The organism is Kutzneria viridogrisea DSM 43870 (assembly GCF_000525635.1).
GTDB classification, from domain to species: Bacteria; Actinomycetota; Actinomycetes; order Mycobacteriales; family Pseudonocardiaceae; genus Kutzneria; species Kutzneria viridogrisea.
This window is the reverse complement of sequence record NZ_CP007155.1, coordinates 6,452,293-6,474,898: the sequence shown is the minus strand read 5'-3', so window position 1 is coordinate 6,474,898 and position 22,606 is coordinate 6,452,293. Positions and strand designations below refer to the sequence as shown.

Here is a 22,606-nt window from a genome sequence, read left to right as displayed (position 1 = left end):
TTGCTTCGTCAAGCGCTGTCCTTTGAGCCGCCGCCGCGTCATGAGGGAGAGTGCATGAGGCTGAGAACGTCCAGAACGCGGTTAGTGGTACTGGGACTGCTCGCGTCGTTGATGATCGGAGGCGCATCACAGGCGTACGCCGCCGAGGGGCCGGTCGGTGGCGAGGACGCCGTGCTCGACGCGACCGGGACGCCGGCCGGTGGCTGGGCGGCCGTCGGGCCCAACAGCGTCGGCGGGCTGCTCGGCGTGTCCACCTCGCCGACCAAGCTCGCGTTGATGCAGCCGGCGCCGCCCGCACTGTGGGTGTCCGATGATCGGGGGCGCAACTGGGAGGCGCGCCGCACGCTGCCAGAAGAGGTTGACGGGGGCACGGCGACCGGCTTCTTCGTCAACCCCGCCAACCCGGACCGGATGCTGGTCTCGGTCAACAGCCGGGTGCCCGGTTCGATGACCGACTGGATCGGCCGCCTGCTGAGCACCCGGGACCGGGGCCGCAGCTGGCAGGTCGTACGGGAGTGGCAACCCGGCGGGGCTTTCCAGTTCGTGGCCGACCGCACCGGCCGCACGCTCGCCGTGCTCGGGCTGGACGCGCTCAGCATGAGCACCGACGGCGGCGCGACCTGGCGCGACATCCAGCGGGAGTGGCCGCGCGGCCAGTTCGCGCTGCCGATGGGAGCGCACCGGTTGGCACTGGTGGGCGATGACGTCCTCACCACGACGGTCTCGCCCGAGTTCGCGCTGTGGGCGGTGCGCGGCGCGACCGGTGCCACGCCGCGCTCCGAGCGGGTCTACCAGCCCCAGGACGGCGAGTTGGGGGAGCTGGCCGTCAACGGCCGCCAGCTCGTGGTGACCGTCGGCGATCAGCTGCGCGGCTCGTTCGACGGCGGCCGCAGCTGGCAGCTGCTGCGCACCGACCCGGACGGCAAGCCCCTGCGGGGCCTGACCGTCGTTGGCGGCCGGCTGTACGCGGGCACCTACGACAACCTGGACGTCAGCGCCGACGAGGGGCGCAGCTGGTCGCGGAGCCTGGTTCCGGCGGCGGGCGAGGGCACGAGCGACATCGCTGAGCTGCCAGGGGAGAACGGCGGTCCGGCCACCACCCTGGTCTCCGCCGTCTACCGGGGCGTCTACGCGATCGACGGCGGGAACGGCTACCGGTCGCTCGGCGTGCCTGGCGAGACGATCGCCAGCCTGACCACGGCTGGCGGCAACCGGGGGCAGCAGCTGCTGGCCGCCGGGGTGCAGGACGTCTTCCGCGCCGCGCTGCCACGCGAGCAGGTCACGCCGCGCACCCGGATCTGGGAGCGGCAGACCACGACCAGCCTCCAGGAGAGCCCGGCATTGTCGGTGTCGCCGAAGCGGTCGGAGGTCGTGTGGAAGGCCGCGCGCAACGGGTTCTCCACCGATGTCTCGCGGAGCGCGGACGCGGGCGGGAACTGGCAGCTGGTGGGCGTGCACCTGCCTGGCACCCCGTGGACGGTGCTGGCGCATCCTGCCGACCCTGACCGGATTCTCGTACCGGCCTTCACCGAGAACGGCGAGGCACTCCACCTGAGCACGGATTCGGGGCGGACCTGGCGGACGGTGCCGCTGCCGGTGGGCCTGTCCACGCTGGCTGGCGATCCGCGCGACCCGTTGCGGGTGTGGGGCGGCAACTCGAGCGGGGGCCTGTGGCGCTCCGAGGACGGTGGCCTGACCTGGAAGCAGGTCGCTGAGGACCCCGTCAGCGCGATCGCCGTGGACCCCAGGCATCCGGAGCGGATCGTCGTCGGCGGCGCTGGACTGTTGCGCAGCACGGATGGCGGGCGCACGTTCACCCGGGTGCGCGATGGTGCCGGTCCGCAGGAGGTGCGGCAGGTGCTCGTGAACCCGCGTGACTCGCGGGTCTGGTACGCGGCCAGGAGCACCGGCGACGGCGTCGGGGTGCTGCGGAGCATCGACGCGGGCCGGACCTGGTCGCCGCTGCCCGGCCGGATCGCGGACAGCAGGGTGCTGTCGCTGGCGATCAGCGAGGACGGCCAGTGGCTGTTCGCGGGCACGCTCCAGTCCGGCGTGTACCGCCTGCGGCTGCGGTAGTCCGTCAGGAAATCCCGGCGTGCCCCCGAACTCGGTGGAGTTCGGGGGCACGCCGCTGCCTCCCGACGACCGTTCTAGTGGCTCGCCGGCGACCACCCAGCCACGCCCGCCGACGCGGGCCGTGTCGTGAAAGTGCCGTTCAGGACACTGGATGTCTCGAACGGCACTTTCATGACACCGCAGCCTCGGCCCGGACCGGATACCAGGTCAACGATGCGCGACGCGCCACTAGATCTTCGCCACCGCCATGCCCAGGTTCGCGCAGGTCTGCTCGTCGCCCGGGAACACGCCGACGCTGCCCTCCTCGGCGTCGACGGCGTGGGAGTTCAGCACGCAGGCCACCAGTGCGGGCGCGGAGCGCTGCTGCTGGCCGCTGCTGGCGGGGAACCAGTCGTAGTAGTTCTTCTCCCACGCCTGGCGGCAGATGTTCATGATGTGACCGGTCACCTCGCCCCTGCCGTCGATGTGCCCGTTGATTCCCACGGCGACGTGCTGGTTGGTGGCATCGGTGGGAATCGTGATGTCGGCGGTCCGGTAGCAGTAGGCCATTGTCTTCTGCGAGGGGGCCGCGGTGCTGATCACCGGCTTCGGGACGGTGGTCGAGGTTCCCGGGCTGGCCGGGGTGACCTGCGCGGGTGAGGTGTCGTGGCCGTTCACGACCACCACGCCCCCGGCGACGAGGGCGACCGCGGCCATGGTGGTGGCCAGCGGGATGATCTGGCGACGACGCCGAAGCGCGCGTCGCCCCTGCGCCTCGACCGCCTCGAGGTCGACCGTCATGGGGGGCTCGTCCTCGCCAAGGGCCTGCCGCAGCAGCGACTTCTCCGACATCATCGCCCATCTCCCTGCGTGCCGAGCTGTGCGAACCTCGCGGATTCGGGAAGGAAGGAACGCAGCGTGGTCAGGCCACGGGTGGTCTGCGACTTCACCGTGCCCTCGCTGATCCTCAACGCGGACGCGGTCTGCGCCACGGTGAGATCGCAGTAGAATCGCAGCGCCAGGACCGCCCGTTGACGCGGTGGCACCTTGCTCAAGGCCTCCCGCACGTCCACGTGGTCGTCCACGGGAACACCACCGGCAGGGGCGTCCGGGGGTTCGGAGAGCACCTCCGCCCGTCGATGCGCGCGGCGCGACTCGTCGATGGCCACCCGCACGATGACCTTTCTGGCATAGGCGTCGAGGCCTTCGGGGTCGATGCGGTGCCAGTGCCGGTACAGGCGAAGCAGGCTCATCTGGAGGATGTCGTCGGCGTGCGTCCAATCGCCGCAGATCAGGAACGCGATACGCCGCCAGTCCCGAGCCCGCCGTCGCACTGTTGGCGTGAACGCCTCACGGTCAGCCACTGGCGCCCCTTTCTGTCACGCCTGTCCATACGGGCGCGCCCCTGGCGAAGGTTGCATCCTCCGCTGCGAGATCGTGCGCTGTCCCGGTGCGGACAGTGCGAGCCGCTATTCCTTGATGCCGATCGCCTCCACCGGACGCAGCCGCAGCGCGATCCGCGCGGGTACCTCGGTCGCCAGCAAGGCCATCACCGCGACCACGCCGACCAGCCCGCCGTAGAGCTCGGGTGGCGCGTACGGCATGGGCGAGCCGGTCAGCCCGAGGCTGATCGGGATCAGCGTGGCGGCGGCGACCGCGGTGCCCAGCACCACCGAGGAGACCACCACGAGCGCGCTCTCCCACCTGGTTGTGCGCAGGATCTGGCCACGAGTGGCGCCGACCAGCCGCAGCAGCGCGAACTCCCGGGTCCGCGCGCTGGTCGCCATCACCAGTGTGTTCACCACGGCGATCCCGGTGTAGAGCAGGATCATGCCGACCACCAGCAGGTTGAGCCACGCGTTGGCGCGTAGCTGGTCGGTGCTGGCGGCCCGCACCGCGGCCCCGTCGGCCACCGACAGCGCGGGGAACCGCTGCGTGAGCACACCCAACGCGGACCGGTCCGCGCGTACCAACACCTGGTCGTCGCGTTCGCGAGTGGTGTGGCCGGCCACCAGCGTCCGGTCCAGCACCGCCTTGCCCAGTCCCAGTTCCCGGTCGAAGGTGCACACCAGCCGCAGTTGCACCGGGCTGCCGTCGCCCAGGCGCAACCGGACCTGATCGCCGACGTGGACTCCCATGTCCTCGGCGGTCTGCCGGGACAGCGCGATGTCCTTGCCCCGCACCTGGCTCAGGCTGCCCTGCTGCTGGCCAAGGTCCAGGGTCCGGCCCGGGTCGCCGGGGCTGATCGCGATCGCACTGACCACCTCGGCGCCGACCTCCTCGCCGAACCGCCATTCCCGGATCACCTCGGTCTGCCGCAGCGCCGTGGCCGATGAGACGCCGGGTACCTTGCCGATCTCGCCGACCACCGAGGTCGGCACACCCTCCGGCGCGGTGAGCACGTAGTCGGCGGTGATGCTGGCCTTCGCGTTCTGCTCGGTCGCGTGCAACTGCGTGGTCTGCACGAACACCGCCACGCAGCCGAAGCCGATCGCCAACACCAGCGGCGTGATCGATCCGGCCAGTCGGATCGCGTTGGTCACGCTGTTCGCGCTGGCCAGATAGCCGCCGACGCGGAACCGGCGCATCACCGGAGCGCTCACCAGACCGACCAGCTTGGCCACGACCGGACCGAGTACGGCGACCGCGACGATCAGCAGCAACACCACTCCGCTGGCGGCCCCGGCGCTCGCGGTGCCACGAAGCGAACTGGACACCACGAGCAGTGCGGCGCTGGCGGCCAGCAGCACCAACCCGGTGATCAGCCGGCCCCTGCCGATCAGCGTGCGCTGTACGGCAGCCTCACCCAGCGCCTCGGTGGGCCGCGTCCTGGCCGCCCGGCGAGCCGCGCTCAGACCAGCCACCACGGCGGCGAGCACGAGCGAGGCCACCACGGCCAAGGCCGGCAACGGACCGGTGATCAGCCGAACCTCCGGGGACACGAGGTGGCTGTCGACGAACACCGTCAACAGCCACTGCGCGACCGGGAACCCGGGCAGGCAGCCCAGAACCGAGGCGAGCAGGCCCAGTACGAGCGCCTCACCACCCACCATCCGGCGCAACTGCTGAGGGGTCGTGCCGATCGCTCGCAGCAAAGCCATCTCGCGCTGCCGTTGCTGCACCGACAGGGCTAGCGTGCTGGACACCACGAACAGCGCCACCATCAGCGCGATGCCGCCGAACGAGGCCGACAACCCGATCAACGCCACCAGCGAGTTGCCATCGGAGAGGAACTCCACAGCACCCCGGTCGGTACCGGTGCGCGTGACGATTCCGCGCTCGGGCAACGCCTGGGAGATCCGGTCGGCCAACGAGTCCGGCGCGGTCCCTGGCTCGGCGATCACCCCGAAGGCGTCCACCCGCCCACCGGTACCGGCCAACTCGGTGGCCCGCTGCGGCGTGAAGAACAGCGCGGACTGCTTGGCCAGCTCCCCGCCGACCGGCTCGACAATCCCGGTCACCCGGTACGCCACCGGATCCGCGTTGACCTGCAAGGCAATCCGGTCACCCGCGTGCACGCCCGCACGATCGGCCAGGCTGGCGTCCAGCACCACCTCGTCGGCCTGCTGCGGGGCGTGGCCGGCGCGCAGCGTGAACGGAGTCAGCCGCGCGCTGTCCCAGCCGTGACCCAGCACCGGTGGACCGGCCATGGGCGCGGGCATGGTGACCGGGAACGACACGTCGGGTACGACCGTGCGCACGCCAGGCACGGCGCCGATCCGGCCGGCCAGCCCGGCGTCCAGCCGAACCCGCTCCCGCAGTTGCCTGGTGGGCGGATCCGGCCTGCTGGGCTGGCTCGCCAGCCGTTGCGGGACGTAGGACTGGGCACCGGCGACCACCACGTCCGCCGACCGGTACCGCTCGGCGGGCACTCCGCCCGCGATGCCGGTCTGCAGCAGCACGCCGCACGCGGTGATCAACGTGGCGGCCACCAGCAGCGTGCCGAAGGCCGCGACGAACGCGCCCTTGCGTGCCCGCAGCGTCTTCAACGCCAGGATCAGCATCGCGCGGCCCGCCGATCGTCCAGGTGCGTCATCCGCGCCGCCACCTCGGCCGGGGTCGGCCGGTCGAGGTGGCCGACCAGTTGGCCGTCGGCCAGGAACAGCACCCGGTCGGCGTGCGCGGCGGCGACGGGATCGTGCGTCACCATGATCACGGTCTGCCGGTGCTGGTCGACGACTGCTCGCAGCAGCGCCAGCACCTCCGCGCCGGTCCTGGTGTCGAGCGCGCCGGTGGGCTCGTCGCCGAAGACGACGTCGGGACGGGTCACCAGGGCCCTCGCGATGGCCACCCGCTGCTGCTGGCCACCGGAGAGCTCGCCCGGCCGGTGGTGCAGCCGGTCGGCCAGCCCGACCTCGGCCACGACCTGGTCGAACCAGGCCCGGTCCGCGCGCGTGCCCGCCAGCCTCGGCGGCAGCAGGATGTTGTCCCGCACACTCAGCGACCCGATCAGGTTGAACGCCTGGAACACGAACCCGATCCGCTGCCTGCGCAGCTCGGTGAGCCTGCGTTCGCCCAGGGTCGCGAGATCGACCTCGCCGAGCATGACCGATCCGGAGCCGGGCCGGTCCAGCCCGGCGGCGCAGTGCAGGAAGGTGCTCTTTCCGGAGCCGGACGGTCCCATTACGGCGGTGAATGTTCCCGCAGGGAAGACGTACGACACGTTGCGCAACGCGTGCACCGCGTTGTCGCCCTTCCCGTACGTCTTGCTGACCTGAGCCAAGCGAATCACGCGAATCTCCCGAGGTTTCTCAATTGCCATCGGAAGATTAGGGTGAAATCGGCCCGGGGACATTGAGGGTGCCCTTTGTTTCGGGGGTGGGGCTACCCCCACCCCGGCCGGGCCTGCTGGCCTGATGGCATCGGGGCGCACGACCGGGGATGCTTGGCGCCATGTTGCTCCAGGCGCGCCGTGACCTCGTCTACCTGCTGCCGACACTGGCCATCTCGCTGGCAAGCTTCACCGTGTTGATCGCGTGCGTGATGACCAGTGTGCCGCTGGCCATCGTGTGGGTCGGGGTGCCGCTGCTCGCCGTGGCGCTGGGCCTGGCCAAGTGGTTCGCCGATGTGGAACGGCGCAGGGTGCGCGTGCTGACCGGGCTGGACCTGCCGCCCGTCTACTACCGTCCCACCGGGGGCGGCACCTTGCCCAGCCTGTTGGTCATGCTGCGGGATCCGCAGCGCTGGCGTGATCTCGCGCACGGAATGCTGGTCATGCCGCTTTCCATGATCACCTGGATCCTGGCCATATTCTGGGCCGCGATCGGGCTGACCGGCACGCTGTATCCGCTCTACGGCTGGGCCATGCCCCGGTATCCGGGCAGTATCGGCGTCAATGATCTGATCGGTTTCCACGGATATCCCGCCGCGGCAGTGGCGAACCTCCTGATTGGAATCGTGTTCCTGGCCACCGGCATTCCTGTGTGGCGGGGGTTGGCAGGCGTCCACGCGGCGTTCGCCCGGGTCCTGTTGACCAACGAGAAGGCCGCGCTACGGGCCAGGGCCGAGCACCTGTCCGCCAGCCGTACCGCCGCGGTGCAGGCCGAGGCGCAGACGCTGCGCCGGGTGGAGCGGGACATCCACGACGGGCCGCAGCAGCGACTGGTCCGGTTGACCATGGATCTGGAGTCGGTGCGCAGGCGGCTGGACGACAACCCCGACGCGGCGCGCGGCCTGGTGGACGAGGCGCTGACCCAAAGCCGCGAAGCCCTGTCCGAGCTGCGCGCGGTGTCCAGGGGCATCGCGCCGCCGATCCTGGCCGACCGCGGCCTCGGCCCCGCGCTGGCCGCGGCCGCGGCCCGATGCCCGGTCGACACCACGGTGGAGTGCGAACTGCCCGAGGGCCGGCGGCTGCCCGAGGCGGTGGAGAACGCGGCCTACTTCGTGGTGAGCGAGGCGTTGACCAACGTGGCCAAGCACGCCGGCGCCAGCAGGTGTGCGGTGACGGTGACGGGGGAGGCCAGCACGCTGTGGCTGCGCGTGACCGATGACGGTGTTGGCGGTGCTCACCTGGGCAAGGGACACGGCTTGGCCGGGTTGGTGGACCGGCTCGCCGCGGTGGACGGCCGGCTGGACGTGCACAGCCCGACCGGCGGTCCGACGGTGCTGACCGCCGAGATCCCCGTCAACCAGTAGCATCCGGTGCGTGCGTGTGGTACTTGCCGAGGATTCGATGTTGTTGCGCGAGGGCCTGGTGCGGCTGCTCGACGAGGCCGGTGCCACCGTGGTGGAGGCGGTTGAGGACGGGGAGCAACTGGTCCGCGCTGTGGTCGAGCACCGGCCGGACGTGGCGGTCACCGACGTGCGGATGCCGCCGTCGTTCCGCGACGAGGGGCTGCGCGCGGCGATCGAGGCGCGGCAGCGGGTGCCGGGCACGGCGGTGCTGGTGCTGTCCCAGTACGTGGAGGAGTCCTACGCCTCCGATCTGCTGGCCGAGGCGGGCAATCCGGCCTCCGGTGGGGTCGGCTACCTGCTCAAGGACCGGATCTCCAAGCTGGAGGAGCTGTCCGACGCCCTGCACCGGGTGGCAGCGGGCGGCACGGTGCTCGACCCCGAGGTGGTCGCCGGGCTGTTCGCGCGTCGCCGGCGCGATCCGCTCGACGGGCTGACGCCGAGGGAGCGGGAGGTGCTGGGCACCATGGCCGAGGGCCGCACCAACGGCGCGATCAGCAAGCGGCTGGTGATCAGCGAGGGGGCCGTGGAGAAGCACATCTCCTCGATCTTCGCCAAGCTGAACCTGCCGCCGTCCGAGGACGACCACCGCCGCGTGCTCGCCGTCGTCGCCTGGCTCAAGTCCTGATCGCCAGCCAAGAGGCCGGCTCGCGCCGCCTGACCGGTCATGCCTGCTGGCTCCGCTCGCGCGCGGTCGCCAGGGTCTCCGCGGCGGTGGCGGTCGCCGGGTGCCCGGTGCCGAGCACCCGTTCGCAGTCGGCGAGCACCGCCTCGTGCAGGGCCATCGCGCGGTCCCATTCCCCGACCGAACCACAGGCCACCGCGAGGTTGGTGCGCGACACGATCGTGTCCGGGTGCTCGGCGCCCAGCACCCGCGTGCGGTCGGCGACCAGCAGCTCCAGTTCGTCCAGCGCGCTGGCCCACCCGTGGATCTGCGCCTTGGCGCAGACCAGGTTGTTGCGCGCCAGGAGGGTGAAGTGGTGGTCGGGCCCGAGCAGGCGTGTGCAGTCGGCGAGCACCTGCTCGTACATCCCGAGGGCCTGGTCCAGTCGGCCCGCCGACTCGTAGGCGTAGGCCAGCGCGTTGCGGGAGCCCACCGTGTCCACGTCGTCGGGGCCCAGGACGCGTTCGCAGTCGGCGAGGGTGCTCTCCAGCAACGGGATCGCCCGGTCGAGGTCGCCCAGTGCCTCGTAGACAGCGGCCAGGTTGTTGCGGGAGGTCAGGGTGTCGCGGTGGTCGGGGCCCAGCACCCGCTCGCGGTCGGCCAGCACGTCGGCGAAGATCTCGGCTGCGCGTGCCCCCTCCCCGTTCGCCTCCAGCAGGAACGCCAGGTTGCTCCGGCAGGTCAGGGTGTCGGGGTGGTCGTGCCCCAACAGCCGCTCGGTGGCCGCCAGCGCGCGGCGCGCGTACCGCTCCGGCAGGTCCGGCCTGCCCTGGAAGCCCAGGAACGCCGAGGTGTGGTTGAGCAGGTTCGCGGTGGTGAGGGTGTCCTCGGCGGCCTCGGTGCGGTCGGCCAGCGCCTGGATGTGCGGTAGCAGTGGCTGGAGCACCGGCACCGCTGACGGTGCCCTGGGGTCGGTGGCCTGCACGGTCTCGGACAACAGGCGGGTGGCCTGCTCGCGGGCGGCGTGTATGTCCGCGTGACCGCGGTGGGGGTCGGCCGGGTCCGGGGTGCGGGTCACCGCCTGCACCAGCCGGTGCACGCTCACCGCGGTTCCGGTGGCAGTGATCATGCTGTACGCGTGCAGCCGCCCGACCGCCCGCCGCACGGTGAGGTCCTCGTCCATGCCGTCCAGCAGCGGCCGCGGTACGAGTTCCGGCGCCATCCACGCCAGCACCCGCAGGACCTCCACCGCCAGGGGAGTGCTGGCCAGCCGGTCCATGCTCACCCGCCAGACCCGTGCCATGGTCGGCTCCACCCAGTCCACCGTCGCCTCCTGGTACACGGCGGCCGGTTGCCGGGTCAGCAGGTCCAGGTAGTCCGTCGCGCTGGTCATGGTCTCGGCGAGGTAGGCACCGGCCTGCCTGACAGCCAGTGGCAGGCAGCCCAGTTCGCCGCACAGCGCCCGTGCCCCGGGCAGGTCGGCACTCGGACCGGCTGTGCTGGTCAACAGGTCCACGGCGTCGTCGTGGCCGAGCACGTCCAGGGGCAGCGCGGCCACGCCCTGCCAACCGGTCGCGCGGCGGCTGGTGAGCAGCACCCGCCCGGCGGCGATTCCGCCCAGCACAAGCTCGACATCGCCCCGGTCGTTGACGTTGTCCAGCAACAGCAACCACTTGTCGTGCGTGCTCAGCCACCGCAGCGCCTGGCCGGGCAGCACCTGGTGCGGGAGCGTGGCCAGCTGCGGCTGCAACCTGACCGCGAGCTCCGCCAGGCCCGCGGTGATCTCCGCGGCGCTGTCGGCGGCGATCCACCACACGACCTGGTAGTCCACCAGGTGCTCGCGTGCGTAGTGCGCGGCCAGGGTGCTCTTGCCGACACCGCCCAGGCCGTGCACCACGGCCACGGTCACTGGCCCGCTCCCGCGATCGGTCAGTACCGCGTGCAGCCGGTCCACGTCCTCGTCGCGACCGACGAACAGCGCTGGGGACTCCGGCAGGTTGACCAGGCCCACCGGGGCGTCGACCTGCTCCATCGGCGTGATCGTGGGCGGGAGGTGCTGGTGCTGCTCGTTGTGCGTCTGGTCGCCGATGGACACGATGCCGCTGTTGTTCCCGCCGACCTCGACTTCCGCACCCGTCATGCCCTCGGCACCATCCCTCACCCGCCATCAGCGCGACCGTCGTCCGGTGGTACATCGCTGACGGCGCCGCGGCGTAACCACCCCCGCGCGACAAGTTGACCTCGGTCGGGCAGCTGGTACGCATCGCCGTCCACTTGAGACGACCGTGTGAAGGTCCACGACCTGGCTGGTACTCACACCTGGGGCATGACCTGACGCCCACGCTCGGCCGAATGGCCTAACACCAAAGTTGTCAGCGCGGGCCACCTTAGTTGTCGAGCGGTGTGCGGTTTGACCGTCGACACCTAGCGTCGTCCTCGAACGAGCAGCCACAGTGTCGTGGGCCCTGCGTGCCGGAGGCATTCTCGTGCCAGCGGGCGCTTGGGGTGAGCGAGGTAGGGGCTTCACACATGAGAATCTCCAAGGAACAGCGTCGGCAGATCGAGGATCGGATTCGTGCCGCCATCGACACGTTGTTGGCCGGTGACCTGCCCCCTGGGGGCAAGTGCGACGTCAGCACGCTGGCCACGCTGGCCGGGGTCGGTCGAGGTGCGCTGTACACCACCTATCTGCACCTCAAGGAGGAGTTCGAGCACAGGCGTGTCGCGGAGGGAATTGTTCGCGGCGACCCGACGGAGATGCGCATCGCGAGCCTCGAAGCGCAGTTGACGAGCCTGCGCGAGCTGATGGTGGAGCGGGACAACGAGGTGGTCGCGCTCAAGGAGTTCCGCTCCCGTGCGGTGGCAAGGATGATCGCCATGCACGAGAAGATCGTGCGGCTCCAGCGCGGCGGGCTACCCGACCGTCGCTGCCTGCGCGATCAGGCTGGTGCACAGGACCACCACGAAGCCCACTGCGGTGCCCTTGGGCCAGTTCAGCCGACCAGGGCGCTTTCCCCAGTAGCCCCACGCCCCGGCCAGTGGGAACACCGCGGCAAGGCAGGGCAGCAGCGCCTCGAGGAGCGCGCCGCCATCGCGCAGCCGCGGCACGACCAGCGCGAGGTCCAGCCCGATCGCGACGAGCGCGAGCAGCAGGGTCCACACCCCGCTTCCGTGCACACCGAGCACCTGCGGGTACAGGCGTTCTGACTGCTCACCCTGCCGGGTTTTCCGTGCGAGTTCGAAGTGGACGAACACGCAGGCGTACAACACCAACATCCAGGCCAGGTCACCGTTGAGGCGGATGGCACCTGTGCCGGACAAGGACAGGCACAGGTAGGTGTTGAGCAGTGCCTGGATGGGCAGTGCGGCGACCAGGTTGAGCAGGATGTCCTCGCGTACCAAGGGGAACACGGTCTCCGCGGCCCACAGGAACAGTCCGTACGCCAGCACGACCAGCACGGCGCCCGCCGGGAGCGGGGACACCACGGCGTTGAGCGCCAGCAACACGACGGCGATCACCGCCATGGCCGCCCGCAGCTCCCGTGCGGTGATCGCGCCGGTGACCAGCGGTCGGTCCGGGTTGTGCAGCACGTCGTAGTCGAAGTCCTTCTGCTCGTCCAGCATGCGCATGAACAGCAGTGCCAACACGACGGTCACCACGCGCACCAGGGTCGCCAACGAGGGCGACCACGCGCCGGAGCCGGCCAGCAGCACGGCCATGCCCTCGAAGGAGACAGTCCACAGTAGACCGTAGGTCAGGTGGGTCCCAGGGGGGAACATCACCACGACGAATCGGGCCAGCCTGCTCATCGAGTTCACCAACAATCCCACCGCCACGTGTTGCGGGCGACCACCTCGGCCACCGGGTTGCGAGGTGCCCGCGAGGGCGGCACGGCCAGGTGGCCGACGACGACCAGCGCCACCTGGGTCACGCGCTCGAACGGGATGCCCAGCAGTTGGGCCACTTCGCGTTCGTAGGCCAGGTGCACCGTGGTCATGGCGGTGCCCAGTCCCCGACTCCGGGCGGCCAGCATGAAGCCCCACAGGGCCGGGTACACCGAGCCGTAGAAGCTGGACAGCTTCGCGGGCGGCGCGTCCGCGGCCACCCGCCCCAGCTGGCAGGCCAGCAGCAGAACAGGGGCCTGGTGCAGCCGGTCGGCCAACGCGCTGGCCGACCGGCCCATGGGTCCCTCCGCCGCCCCGCTGCGCGCCAGGTACTCGCGTGAGGCCAGCCGGTAGTACCCGGCGACCTCCGCCTTCACGGCGGGGTCGTCGAGCACCAGGAACCGCCAGTCCTGGCGGTTGGCGCCGTTCGGCGCGTGGCAGGCGAGTTCGAGGCACTGCTCGATCAGCTCGACATCCACCGGCCGGTCGAAGTCGAGGCCGCGCCGCACGGTGCGGGTCGTGGTCAGCACCTGGTCCAGGTACTCGTTCACCGGGAAGCGACCAGCGCCATCGGCGTGATCTCCGAACCAGTGCCGTCGGCGGTGTCGGGAACGCGCACGAGGCCCACCTCGGCCTCCAGCACAGTGCGACCGGCCTGGACCACCCGCACCGGTACCCGCACCCCGTCCTGGTCGCCGTCCTGCGGCTCGGGCAGGTCGGTGACGCAGTGCGTGGGCAGGTCGAACTCGGCGAACTCGCGGAACCGTGCCGACAGCCGGTCCAGCCGCCAGCCCGGGCCCAGCGAGGCCAACGCGAGCTGGCGGCACGCCTCCACCTCCAGCATGCCGGGCAGGTGGTCGAGCGGGTGGTCGAACAGGCTGGGGTGGGTGGTGTCGGCGATCAGCGCCGCGCGATGCCCGCCCCGATCGTCCCGCACTGGCCGGGAGATCACCACGTTCAGCGGCACCCGGCGGTTGACCAGTTCCGCCGGGGCCCGTCGCGCCGCCGGGCACGCGGTGGGCCTCGCGCCGAGCCCAAGATCCTCCCTCGACCTGGTGCGCAGCGCGTCGTGCTCCCGCGCGGTGATCCAGGAGGCGCTGAGCTCGCACTCGACGGCGACACGGCCGTCGATCACCACCTGGTAGCCCACCCGCATCCCGGTCAGCGCCCGGTCGCGGTTGCGGAACTGCCGCTGCACGCGCACGTGCAGCACCGCCTCGGTGGGCGTCTCGCCGATGGCCAGCAGGTCGGAGTCGACCACCCGCACGGCCACGTCGCGCAGGATGAAGTTGCGGTCCAGCGGCACGTCGTGGAACAGGTGCACGACCACGTAGGTCGACTGGCGGCACGCCTCCAGGAAGAACATCGGGTCGTAGCGCCCGGTGGTGTGCAACGCATCGCCGTACATGCCGTGGTGGCGCGGCACCTGCACCCCGATCCGGTACTCGCCCTCAGCCGCCGCCACGGCGCCGGTCACGAACACCTCGGCGACCGCGACCCGGTGCACAAGGGCCTTGTCCATGGTGCGGGAGAAGTCCATCTTCGTCATCGTCCGTCCTTCCGGTCAGTGCCCGGCCACGATCGGGAGCCAGTCCGCCGCCGTCACCGCGGCGATCACCGGCTGGTAGGTCCTGTCCTTCATCGGGAACACGCTCGCCCCCACGACGGTGACGTCCCAGGGGTCCAGCGCCAGCTCGTGCCGCCACGCCGCCGACAGCAGCTCGCGCAGCCCCTCCTCGCCCTGCGCGGCCAACGCGTCGACCAGGTCGGCGCGGGCCGCCTCGTGCAGTCCGCCGCCGCGCGCCAGCCGCTGGGCCTCGGCCCGCAACCGGGTCGCGGCGGGCTCGAACCTCAGATCACGAGCAGGCGCCGCTGCGTACAGCTCACCGGCCAGCGCACGGGCATGCTGGCCACCGTCCTCGCCGCGCAGCGCCCGCCGGAACACCTCGCCCCTGGCCGCGTAGTCCATGTGCACGCCGAGTTCCCTGACGACGTCGGCCGGTTCGTCGGCGGTGTGCACCAGGTTGAGCAGGAACGAGAACCTGCCCAGCTCGTAGCGCAGTTGCCCGGGTTGGCGGCGGTCGGGGTCGGTCGGCCCCTTCAGCTCGGTCAACAGAGTGGACACCGGCAGCGCCGAACCACCGTCCTTGCGGATCACCAGCAGCAGGGAGGACACGGTGGCGGTGAACAGATCGGCGATCCTGCGCCGGTGAGCCGTGGCCAGGTTCCACTGGAAGTACCACAGCGAGCGCACCACCGCCGGGGTCAGCGCCACCTTGCGCGCCGCGACCACGGTGAACCCGCTGCGCTCCAGCCAGTCCACTGTGGTCAGTAGCTGTCGCGCCGCGACGGCGTCCGGCTTGAGCAGCAGCAGCCCGTGCCGGAACGCGAAGTCCGCCGGGTCGGGGGTCAGCTCGGCCAGCTGCGCCCACGACTCCTGGAAGAACGTGTCGGCGCCGAACAACTCGCGCTTGCGTTCGTTGCGGCTCAACGATTCCAGCAGTAGCGGCCCGTACCGGCCGCGAAGCTCCTCGTGCATCAGTTCCCCCTGTTCCGCAGTTCCGCCAGGACCTGGTCCACCCCCGGCAGCGAGGCGCCGAGGTAGCCAGCCCGCAGCGCGTACTCCAGCAGCCTGCGCAGGAAGGCCTGCCCGGTCGCGGGCGGCTTCACCGGCATGAACCGCTCGGTTTCGGTGCGGTCGAAGGTGATCCGCCTGCGGAAGTAGCTCTCGTAGAGCTGGACCACCTTGTCGTAGTAGGCGCGCTCACCCTCGGGCAGCCGTTGCGGGTCGAACGCCGAGGGCACGACGAACCTGGGCACGTGGAAGGAGGGGAACTCGGCGAGCACGTCGGAGAAATCGCGCAGGCTCAGGCCACCGCCCACGGCGTGGAAGGTGCGGCCCTCCGCCTCGGTGAACCGATCGACCGTCTGTGCGACCACGTCCGCGACGTGGTCCACGGGCACCAGGTCCAGCATGGCGTCGAAGTGGCCGGGCACCGAGCGCACCCTGCCCTGGGTGGTCAGCTTGAGCACCACGTAGATGTTCTTGAAGTCGCGCACCACCCCGGTTCGCGCCGCACCGACGACGATGCTCGGGCGCACCACGGCCACCGGGAGCCCGTCGGCGCCCGCCTTGCGCACAAGCGTCTCCGCGCGCAGCTTGCTCTCCTCGTAGTGGTTGCCCATCCGTTGGCCGAGGTCCAGCTCGCTCGCGGCGATGGTGCCCGACCGCTCACCGCAGACGTAGGCGGTGCCCACGTGCACCAGGGGAGTGGACCGCTCGCGCGCCAGCTCGATGACGTGCTGGGTGCCCGCCACGTTCACCTGCTGGTACAGCTGTTCGGTGCGGCCGAAGTCGGTGATCGCCGCGCAGTGCACGATCCGGTCCACGCCACCGGCAAGATTCGTCCACTCAGGACGGTCCAGCCCGAGGTCGGGTCGGGTGACGTCGCCCTTGATCAGGCGCAGCCTGCCCTCGGGCGCGTGCAGCGGACGGCCGTTGTTGCCGATCAGGTTCTCGACACGGTGCACAAGTGCGACCACCTCGTGCCCAGCGGACAGCAGCCGGGCCACCACCTCGGAACCGACCAGTCCGGAGGCTCCAGTCACCAGCACGGTCATCGCGTCTCCCCGAGCAGCGCGGCCACCAGGTCGACGACGTCCCCGACCGTGGTCACCGTGGCCAGTTGGCTCTCCTCCAGCGCGGCCAGCCCGAAGTGCCGCTCCAGTGCGATGGACAGCTCGATCAGGCGGACCGAGTCGTAGGCGAGATCGGCGACCAGCCGGGTGTCCTCGGCCAACTCGTCGGCGGCCGTCGGGCTCGGCGCCATCGCGGCGACCACGGCGTGCACCTCGGCACGGCAGTCGGTGTTGATCATTTCGGCCCCCTTCAGGCCACGTGCGGCTGACGGCCGCCACTGCTCAACAGGTCACGTGCCTCGTCGATGGGCAGGTCCGCGTCCAGGTAGGCGCCCAGCCGCAGCCAGTCGTAGCCGATCGCCAGCGTCTGCTCCCACGCCTGGACGGAGTCGAAGGAGGACGGGAACACCAGCGAGCCGGTTGCCGTGCGAGTCAGCTCGACCAGGCGCTCCAGTTCGGCGAGCACCTGTCGCGCCCGCTGCGCGCTGTCCAGCACCGAGGTGTCGATCGCCGCGGCCAGCGCGCGGATCGGCTCGACCTCCTCGGGCAGCAGCCGCAGCCCGCGCACCACCTCGGAGTCCGGCGGTAGCGGGTTGACCCCGTACGCGCTGAGCAGACCCCGCGCGCAGACCAGCACCACCCGGTGCGCCGAGAGCTGGGCGACCCGCCATTGGCCGCGGGCGACCGCGCCGGACAGGTCCTCGATCACGTTCTCGATCAGCACGTTGGACCACATCAGGTTCATCGCGGCGGCGCCGAACCTGTTCGCGGGCAAGGGAACCAGCTCCACCGCGCGCTCGTCGGCGACCTCGGCGCCCTGTAGGCGTACCGAGGGACGCACCCGGCTGGGCGGCGGGCTGATCGGCCCGGCGGGCGCGCCGAGCGGCAACGCGGGACAGACCGTGCCGCCACCACGCCACGCCAGCCGGATCAGGCCCAGCCGCAGGAAGTCGGCCACCAGCTCACCGGGCTCGTCCACCCCGTGGGCGGCGGCGAGGGTGTCCGGCAGCGTGCGACCGAACACGATCGACCGCCACAGCCGCCCGGCGGCCGAGCCCAACGCGAACACGTCCCGCTTGTCCCGCACCACGTGCACGCGGTCACCGGTCTGCCAGGTGGTGACCCCGGCGACCCGTTCGACGCTGAGCTGACCGACCCCGCCGGTGCAGCCGGAGACGCCGAGGTCGGCGACCAGCCGCACGCAGTCGTCCAGGTACCGCTGGCCACTGCCCGCACTGGCCAGCGCCCAGTACCGGGCCGCCACCTGCTCGTCACCGATCCGCTCCAACTGCATGGACAGCCACTTGGGCTCCAGGTAGGTCTCACCCCGGCCCGCCGCCCACGCCTTGACCGCCTGGACCAGCGCCGACCGCGCCCACGCCGCGGCCTCCTCGTGCTGCCCGAGCGCGCCGAGCGCGACGGCCTGCCGTGCCGACTGCCGCGCGTAGTGCGACCACCAGCGGGTCATCACACCGGCGAACTCCGCGGCAGGCAACATCTCCTTCACCCTGGCCACCAGCTCATCGCCGCGCAGCACGTGGCTGCCGAGCAGGCGCTGGCACCGGTTGAGCAGGTCCTCGTGTAGCGCCGAGACCCTGCGCCCCGCCTTGGCGCGCAGCTGCGCGAACTGGGCCGCGATCTGGCCGGTGGTGCGGGTGCGCACCTCGACCCTGCGGCCGTCGACGAACAGGATCGACGGCATGGTGGGCAGTTCGCCGTCCTCCTCGACGATCAGCAGGAAGTCGATGTCCGACGAGGGGTTTCCGAAGCCCTCGGCGATCGAGCCCTCCAGCACCACCGCCCAGTCGGGCGCGGCCCCCACCTGCTCCAGCGTCTGCTCGGTGATCCGCTGCAACTGGTCCTCGGACAGGATCATCCGCCCGCCTCTCCCTTCTCGTTCCGGTGCCAGCACGCGCGCCCCGTCGGGCAGCCCGCTGCCCAGCAGTGCGCTCAGCAGCGCGCGCCGGGGCTTGCCGCTGGTGGTGCGGGCGATCAGCCCACTGCGCCCGCTGATCACGGTGACCGCGACGTCCTGGCCCAGGCGTGCGGCCAACGCCCTGCGGGCCGTCTCCACCCACGCGCCCGGTGCGGACTCGGCCAGCAGCGCGACCCGAGCCCCGCCCGCGGTCGGCGCGCTGACCACCGCGAACCTGTTGTGCGCCAAGCCCGTCTCCTGGGCGACCGCTGCCTCCAGGTCCTCCACGTACACGCTGCGCCCGCGCACCTTGAGGCTGTCGCCCATGCGGCCGAGCACGAACAGTTCGCCGCCGTACTGGAAACCGGCGTCCCCGGTGCGCAACTCGGCGCCCGCGAACCGGGTGGATCCCCCGGCGCGGCCCGCGTGGTAACCATCCACAACGGACGGTCCGGTCACCGCGATCTCCCCGAGGTGGCCCTCGGGCAGCCGCCTGCCCTCCTCGTCCAGAATCCGCACTGTGAAGCCGTTCCTCGGCTGACCGCACCCGACCACCCAGCCGGCGCGCTCGGTGGGCTGGGCCTCACCGAGGCGGTACCACTGCTTGATGCTCACCGGCTTGCCCGCGCGCAGCGTGGCCACGTCGGGGCGCACCGCGCGGGGTGCCTGCTCACCGCAGTGCGCCGTCACCGCCAAGGTGGCCTCGGCCAGTCCGTACGCGGTGCGGTACGCATTGCGGCGGAACCCGGCCCGTTCGGTCAGCCGCGCGAAGTTCTCCAGCACCACCGGGTCGATCAGCTCGGCGCCCACGATCAGGTTGCGCCAGCCCGACAGGTCCAGCTCCGCCAGCTGCTCGGGGCGCACCCGGCGCGCCAGGTAGTCCAGCGCGAACGGCGGCGCGGCCGTGTGCCGGGCGAAGGCCATGCACTCCAGCCACCGCAACGGTTCGCGGATGAACTGGCTTGGTCGCATCAGCCACAGGTCGCACTGCGCGGTGACCGGCGTGAGCAGGCAGCCGATCAGGCCCATGTCGTGGTACAGCGGCAGCCACGAGGCGGTGACGTCGCCGTCCGACCAGTCCAGCCAGTCCTTGATCAGCGCGATGTTGGCCGCCAGGTTGGCCCAGGTGACCCGGGCGCCGCGTGGCGCGCCGCTGGACCCGGAGGTGAACTGCAACAGGGCCAGTTCCCCCGGCGCGACCTGAGCCGCCTCGGTGTCGGCCTCGCGCAGCGGCCACGGCGCGCCGTCCAGCCCGGCCTCGGCCATGGCCCGCGCGGTCACCGGGGCCAGCTCCGGCGAGGTGACCGTGAGCCGGGGCGCTGCCTGTGCCAGCACGGCGGCGACGTGCGCGGCGTAGTCCTGCTCGGCGGTGAACGCGGGCGGGCTGATCAGGCACGGCGTCGCACCGGCCACCCACACCCCGAAGAAGGCGGCCAGCGCCTCGAACCCGGTCGGCATGAGCACGCACACCACGTCCCCGGCCCGCACACCCTCGGCGATCAGCGCGGCGGCCACGCGTCGCGCCGAGCGGGCGATCCGCGGGTACTCGCGCAGCTCCCACTCCTCGGCGCCACCGGCGATCCGCACACCCCGGCCCGCTCGCGGCGCGCTCAGCCAGCCGAGCAGCTCCTGGGCGGTCACGGAACCGGCTCCTGTTCGCGGTCCTCGCTCAGCACGAGCACTTCCCCGGTGGAGCCGTCGATGCGCACCCGCATCCCGGTGCGCAGTTCCCGGGTGATGTCCTTGATCTGCACCACCGTGGGCACCCGCAGCTCCCTGGCCACGATGGCCACGTGGGTCAGCGGGCTGCCGCGTTCGATGACCAATCCCGCCGCCGAGGCCAGCGAGGCGACCCAGCCGGGATCGGTGCGGTAGGCGACCAGGATGCCGCCGTTGACCTGCTCGGGCCTGGTGGTCACCACGGCATCGCCCTCGGCGACGCCGGGGCAGGACGGCGTGCCCCGGAAGTGCTTGCGGCCCTCGCGGGTGTCGCTGTCGGCGACCCAACCGCCCACCGGGAGATTGCCGTTCCAGTAGGCGGCTCCCCTCGTGGTGAACCGGGATGGTGCGCGAAGCAGTTCGTCGGCCTCGCGGCGCCGCTTGCGCATGGCCACCAGTTCCGGCAACTCGTTGTGCGCGATGGTGCCCTCGAACGCGCCGCGCACCTCCTCGATGCGCAACTGGAACACGTCGCTCCACTCCCGGATCGCGCCCATGGCCGCCAGGTCCCGGCCCATCGCGCGCAACATGCGCTTGGCCGAGCCGAAGGCGCGGGTACGGCAGAACCGCAGCCGTTCCCTGGCCGCCAGGCTGGCGCGCGTCTTGCGGCGCACCACCTCGTAGACCCATCTGCGCGGCCCGCGCAGGTGCGCGTCCAGGTACTCCTGCGCGGTGTCCGGCGACTTGCCCGTGCTCTCCGGCAGCGCGTCGCGCAGCATCGTGAACAGCATGGCCGGGTCCTCGCGCAGGTCGGGCACCTCCAGCTTGAGTTCGTCCGGGCTGCGGTAGCCGTACTTGGCCACGTAGTCGTCCACCGCGGCGAGCAGTCGGTCGTACCCGGCCTCGTGCAGCGCCTGCCTGGTCCGCTCCGCGGGCGTGCTCGTGATCAGCGCGGTCAGCGCGGGGTCGGCGCGCACGGTGTCGGCCAGCGCGGACAGCGCCAGCGCGGGCTCGGCCGACTCGATGCCGGCACCGGGGTTGACCACCGCCCAGTTGAACCACTCCGGCGCGTCGGGCAGCCATTTCCTGGTCAACAGGTACAGCGCGCCGAAGGACAACAGGATGGTGGCGTCCAGCGCCATCATCGGGCCCCACTTCTCCAGCAGGTCCCGTTCCAGCTCGCGGAATCGCCGATACGTCTCCGCGCCCGGCCTGCCGTCGTAGTCCTCGTTGTCGAAAACCTCGTAGGCCCGGTAGAACTCGGCGACGAACCGGTCGACCGAACGGCCCATGGTCAGGAACCTGCGGGCGAATTCCACGTGCCGGACGACGCCTGACAGCCGACGGCCCAAGGTGGTGCGGAACGTGAAGGGGTACAACGTGTCGGCCAACTCGGGGGACAATGTCTCCTCGACCCCGAGTGAGACTTCCAGAACCCGCCGGGTCAACGGGTAGGCCGGTGCCAGCCGGACCATTCGGTACCAGTGCAGCAGGTTGTAGTAGACCCTGCCGTGGAAGTACCCGAGCATCGACGGCAGCCAGTCGTCCATTTGACGCAACTGCGCGTCGGGCACCCGGAGAGCGCGGGCGTAACCGCGGTAGACCTTGGCGTAGGCGTCGGCGGCGAACGAATAGGTCAGTGGTGAGGTGATGCCGCTGAAGCTCTCGATGATGTTGGAGTTGTCCCAGACGCGCAGCTCGCCGGTCGCGGGCGCGGCCTGCTCCTCGACCGGCCCCCGCGCCGTCGCGGTGACCGGCCTGCTCTGCAACAGCCACAGCCGCCGGTCGGCGCCGATGGCCCACTCGATGTCCTGCGCCGCGCCGAACACCTCCTCGACGCGGACGCCCAGTTCGCGCAACCCGGCCAGGTCCCGCGCGTCCAGCGACAGCCGTGCCCGCTGCTCCTCGGGCACCTCGCGGATCGAGTTGCCCGCCTGGCCGTCGGCGTCCATCCGCTGCGCCTTGTCCCCGAGGACGGTGTCCACCACCTCACCGGTGTCCTTGCGCAGCACGACGGTGTCGGCGTCGACCATGCCGGACACCAGCGACTCGCCCAGCCCGTACACCGAACTGACCACGCACTCCCGCTGGTCACCGGTGAGCGGGTTGACCGTGAACAGCACCCCGCTCAGCTCGGCGTCGACCATGCGCTGCACGACGACGGCCATGTCACCGACCTGGGCGACCCCACCGTTGGCCAGCCGGTAGGACAGCGACCTCGGGCTGAACGCCGAGGCCCAGCAGGCCAGCACCGCCTCGCGCACCGCGGCCGATCCGCACACGTTGAGTCTCGTGGTGAACTGGCCGGCGAAGGACAGGGCGGTGCCGTCCTCGTCGAGATTCGAGGAGCGCACCGCGACCCGACCGCCGCCGACCGTGCGGTACGCCCGCTCGATCTCGGCTTCGATCTCGAAATCCAGACACGTACCGAATATGAGTTCGGAAATTGAGTCGGCGATCTGGTCGACCGTGTTATTGGTGACACGGCCGAGCAGTTCGTGTACGTTTTCCCGTAGGCCGCCGATGTCGAGCAGGCGGGCGAACAGGTCCGAACCCAGTACCACCCAGTCCGGCACTGAAAGGCCGTTTCCGGTGAGTACGTGCAGGCTACGGCCCTTGCCGCCGGCCAGGCGTTCGACCTGGTCGGCACTGCTTTGAGGTGTGATCACGGCAGCTCT

17 protein-coding genes are annotated in these 22,606 nt (G+C 71.2%); 3 read left to right on the top strand and 14 right to left on the bottom strand.

What is annotated here, in order from left to right:
- Positions 1–111 precede the first annotated feature (111 nt).
- Positions 112–2,076: a beta propeller repeat protein gene (locus KALB_RS28605; protein WP_236650048.1), complete on the top strand. Its 1,965-nt coding sequence runs from the start codon at positions 112–114 to the stop codon at positions 2,074–2,076.
- 228 nt (positions 2,077–2,304) lie between these two features.
- Here the strand turns inward: KALB_RS28605 and KALB_RS28600 are convergent, their stop codons facing one another.
- The 4 genes from KALB_RS28600 to KALB_RS28585 all read right to left on the bottom strand — a co-directional run bounded on the left by KALB_RS28600 (position 2,305) and on the right by KALB_RS28585 (position 6,817).
- The gene (locus KALB_RS28600; RefSeq protein WP_148309702.1) at positions 2,305–2,910 is read right to left on the bottom strand and encodes a hypothetical protein; all 606 of its coding nucleotides are present in this window, start codon (positions 2,908–2,910) and stop codon (positions 2,305–2,307) included.
- The gene (locus tag KALB_RS28595) at positions 2,907–3,419 is read right to left on the bottom strand and encodes a SigE family RNA polymerase sigma factor (protein WP_025359109.1); all 513 of its coding nucleotides are present in this window, start codon (positions 3,417–3,419) and stop codon (positions 2,907–2,909) included. Before KALB_RS28595 ends, KALB_RS28600 begins: the two co-directional genes overlap by 4 nt.
- A gap of 105 nt (positions 3,420–3,524) precedes the next feature.
- The gene (locus KALB_RS28590; protein WP_025359108.1) at positions 3,525–6,059 is read right to left on the bottom strand and encodes an FtsX-like permease family protein; all 2,535 of its coding nucleotides are present in this window, start codon (positions 6,057–6,059) and stop codon (positions 3,525–3,527) included.
- Positions 6,053–6,817 (bottom strand): ABC transporter ATP-binding protein, encoded by a 765-nt coding sequence (locus tag KALB_RS28585; RefSeq protein WP_030111461.1) that lies wholly within the window; start codon positions 6,815–6,817, stop codon positions 6,053–6,055. The genes KALB_RS28590 and KALB_RS28585 overlap by 7 nt, the downstream gene beginning before the upstream one ends.
- 131 nt (positions 6,818–6,948) lie before the next feature.
- On the opposite strand from KALB_RS28585, the gene KALB_RS28580 reads away from it, so the two are divergent.
- Both KALB_RS28580 and KALB_RS28575 read left to right on the top strand, forming a co-directional pair.
- Positions 6,949–8,190, top strand: a complete 1,242-nt coding sequence (locus KALB_RS28580; protein ID WP_025359106.1) for a sensor histidine kinase — start codon at positions 6,949–6,951, stop codon at positions 8,188–8,190.
- Between the two features lie 10 nt (positions 8,191–8,200).
- The gene (locus KALB_RS28575) at positions 8,201–8,854 is read left to right on the top strand and encodes a response regulator transcription factor (protein WP_025359105.1); all 654 of its coding nucleotides are present in this window, start codon (positions 8,201–8,203) and stop codon (positions 8,852–8,854) included.
- Positions 8,855–8,891: 37 nt separating this feature from the next.
- Here the strand turns inward: KALB_RS28575 and KALB_RS28570 are convergent, their stop codons facing one another.
- The 10 genes from KALB_RS28570 to KALB_RS28525 form a co-directional block, all read right to left on the bottom strand.
- Complete coding sequence (locus KALB_RS28570; protein ID WP_025359104.1) at positions 8,892–10,970, bottom strand: tetratricopeptide repeat protein; 2,079 nt, start codon at positions 10,968–10,970, stop codon at positions 8,892–8,894.
- A gap of 383 nt (positions 10,971–11,353) precedes the next feature.
- Positions 11,354–11,713 carry a hypothetical protein gene (locus tag KALB_RS47005; protein WP_148309701.1) on the bottom strand — a complete coding sequence of 120 codons (360 nt, stop codon included), beginning with the start codon at positions 11,711–11,713 and terminating at the stop codon, positions 11,354–11,356.
- A gap of 30 nt (positions 11,714–11,743) precedes the next feature.
- Entirely contained in the window at positions 11,744–12,667 is a 924-nt protein-coding gene (locus KALB_RS28565; protein WP_025359103.1) for a UbiA prenyltransferase family protein, read from the bottom strand.
- On the bottom strand, positions 12,646–13,266 hold the full coding sequence (locus KALB_RS28560) for a nitroreductase family protein (RefSeq protein WP_025359102.1): 621 nt from the start codon (positions 13,264–13,266) through the stop codon (positions 12,646–12,648). The genes KALB_RS28565 and KALB_RS28560 overlap by 22 nt, the downstream gene beginning before the upstream one ends.
- Positions 13,263–14,264, bottom strand: a complete 1,002-nt coding sequence (locus KALB_RS28555; RefSeq protein ID WP_025359101.1) for a ScbA/BarX family gamma-butyrolactone biosynthesis protein — start codon at positions 14,262–14,264, stop codon at positions 13,263–13,265. The genes KALB_RS28560 and KALB_RS28555 overlap by 4 nt, the downstream gene beginning before the upstream one ends.
- Positions 14,265–14,279: 15 nt before the next feature.
- Positions 14,280–15,254, bottom strand: coding sequence for a nucleoside-diphosphate kinase (locus tag KALB_RS28550; RefSeq protein ID WP_025359100.1), 975 nt, complete (start codon positions 15,252–15,254; stop codon positions 14,280–14,282).
- On the bottom strand, positions 15,254–16,336 hold the full coding sequence (locus tag KALB_RS28545; RefSeq protein WP_025359099.1) for an SDR family oxidoreductase: 1,083 nt from the start codon (positions 16,334–16,336) through the stop codon (positions 15,254–15,256). Before KALB_RS28545 ends, KALB_RS28550 begins: the two co-directional genes overlap by 1 nt.
- The gene (locus KALB_RS28540; protein WP_025359098.1) at positions 16,333–16,593 is read right to left on the bottom strand and encodes an acyl carrier protein; all 261 of its coding nucleotides are present in this window, start codon (positions 16,591–16,593) and stop codon (positions 16,333–16,335) included. The genes KALB_RS28545 and KALB_RS28540 overlap by 4 nt, the downstream gene beginning before the upstream one ends.
- Before the next feature lie 11 nt (positions 16,594–16,604).
- Positions 16,605–19,910 (bottom strand): AMP-binding protein, encoded by a 3,306-nt coding sequence (locus tag KALB_RS48765; RefSeq protein WP_201771833.1) that lies wholly within the window; start codon positions 19,908–19,910, stop codon positions 16,605–16,607.
- A complete protein-coding gene (locus KALB_RS28525) occupies positions 19,907–22,597 on the bottom strand; it encodes a phosphoenolpyruvate synthase (protein ID WP_025359097.1) in 2,691 nt (896 codons plus the stop codon). Before KALB_RS28525 ends, KALB_RS48765 begins: the two co-directional genes overlap by 4 nt.
- Between the last annotated feature and the right edge of the window lie 9 nt (positions 22,598–22,606).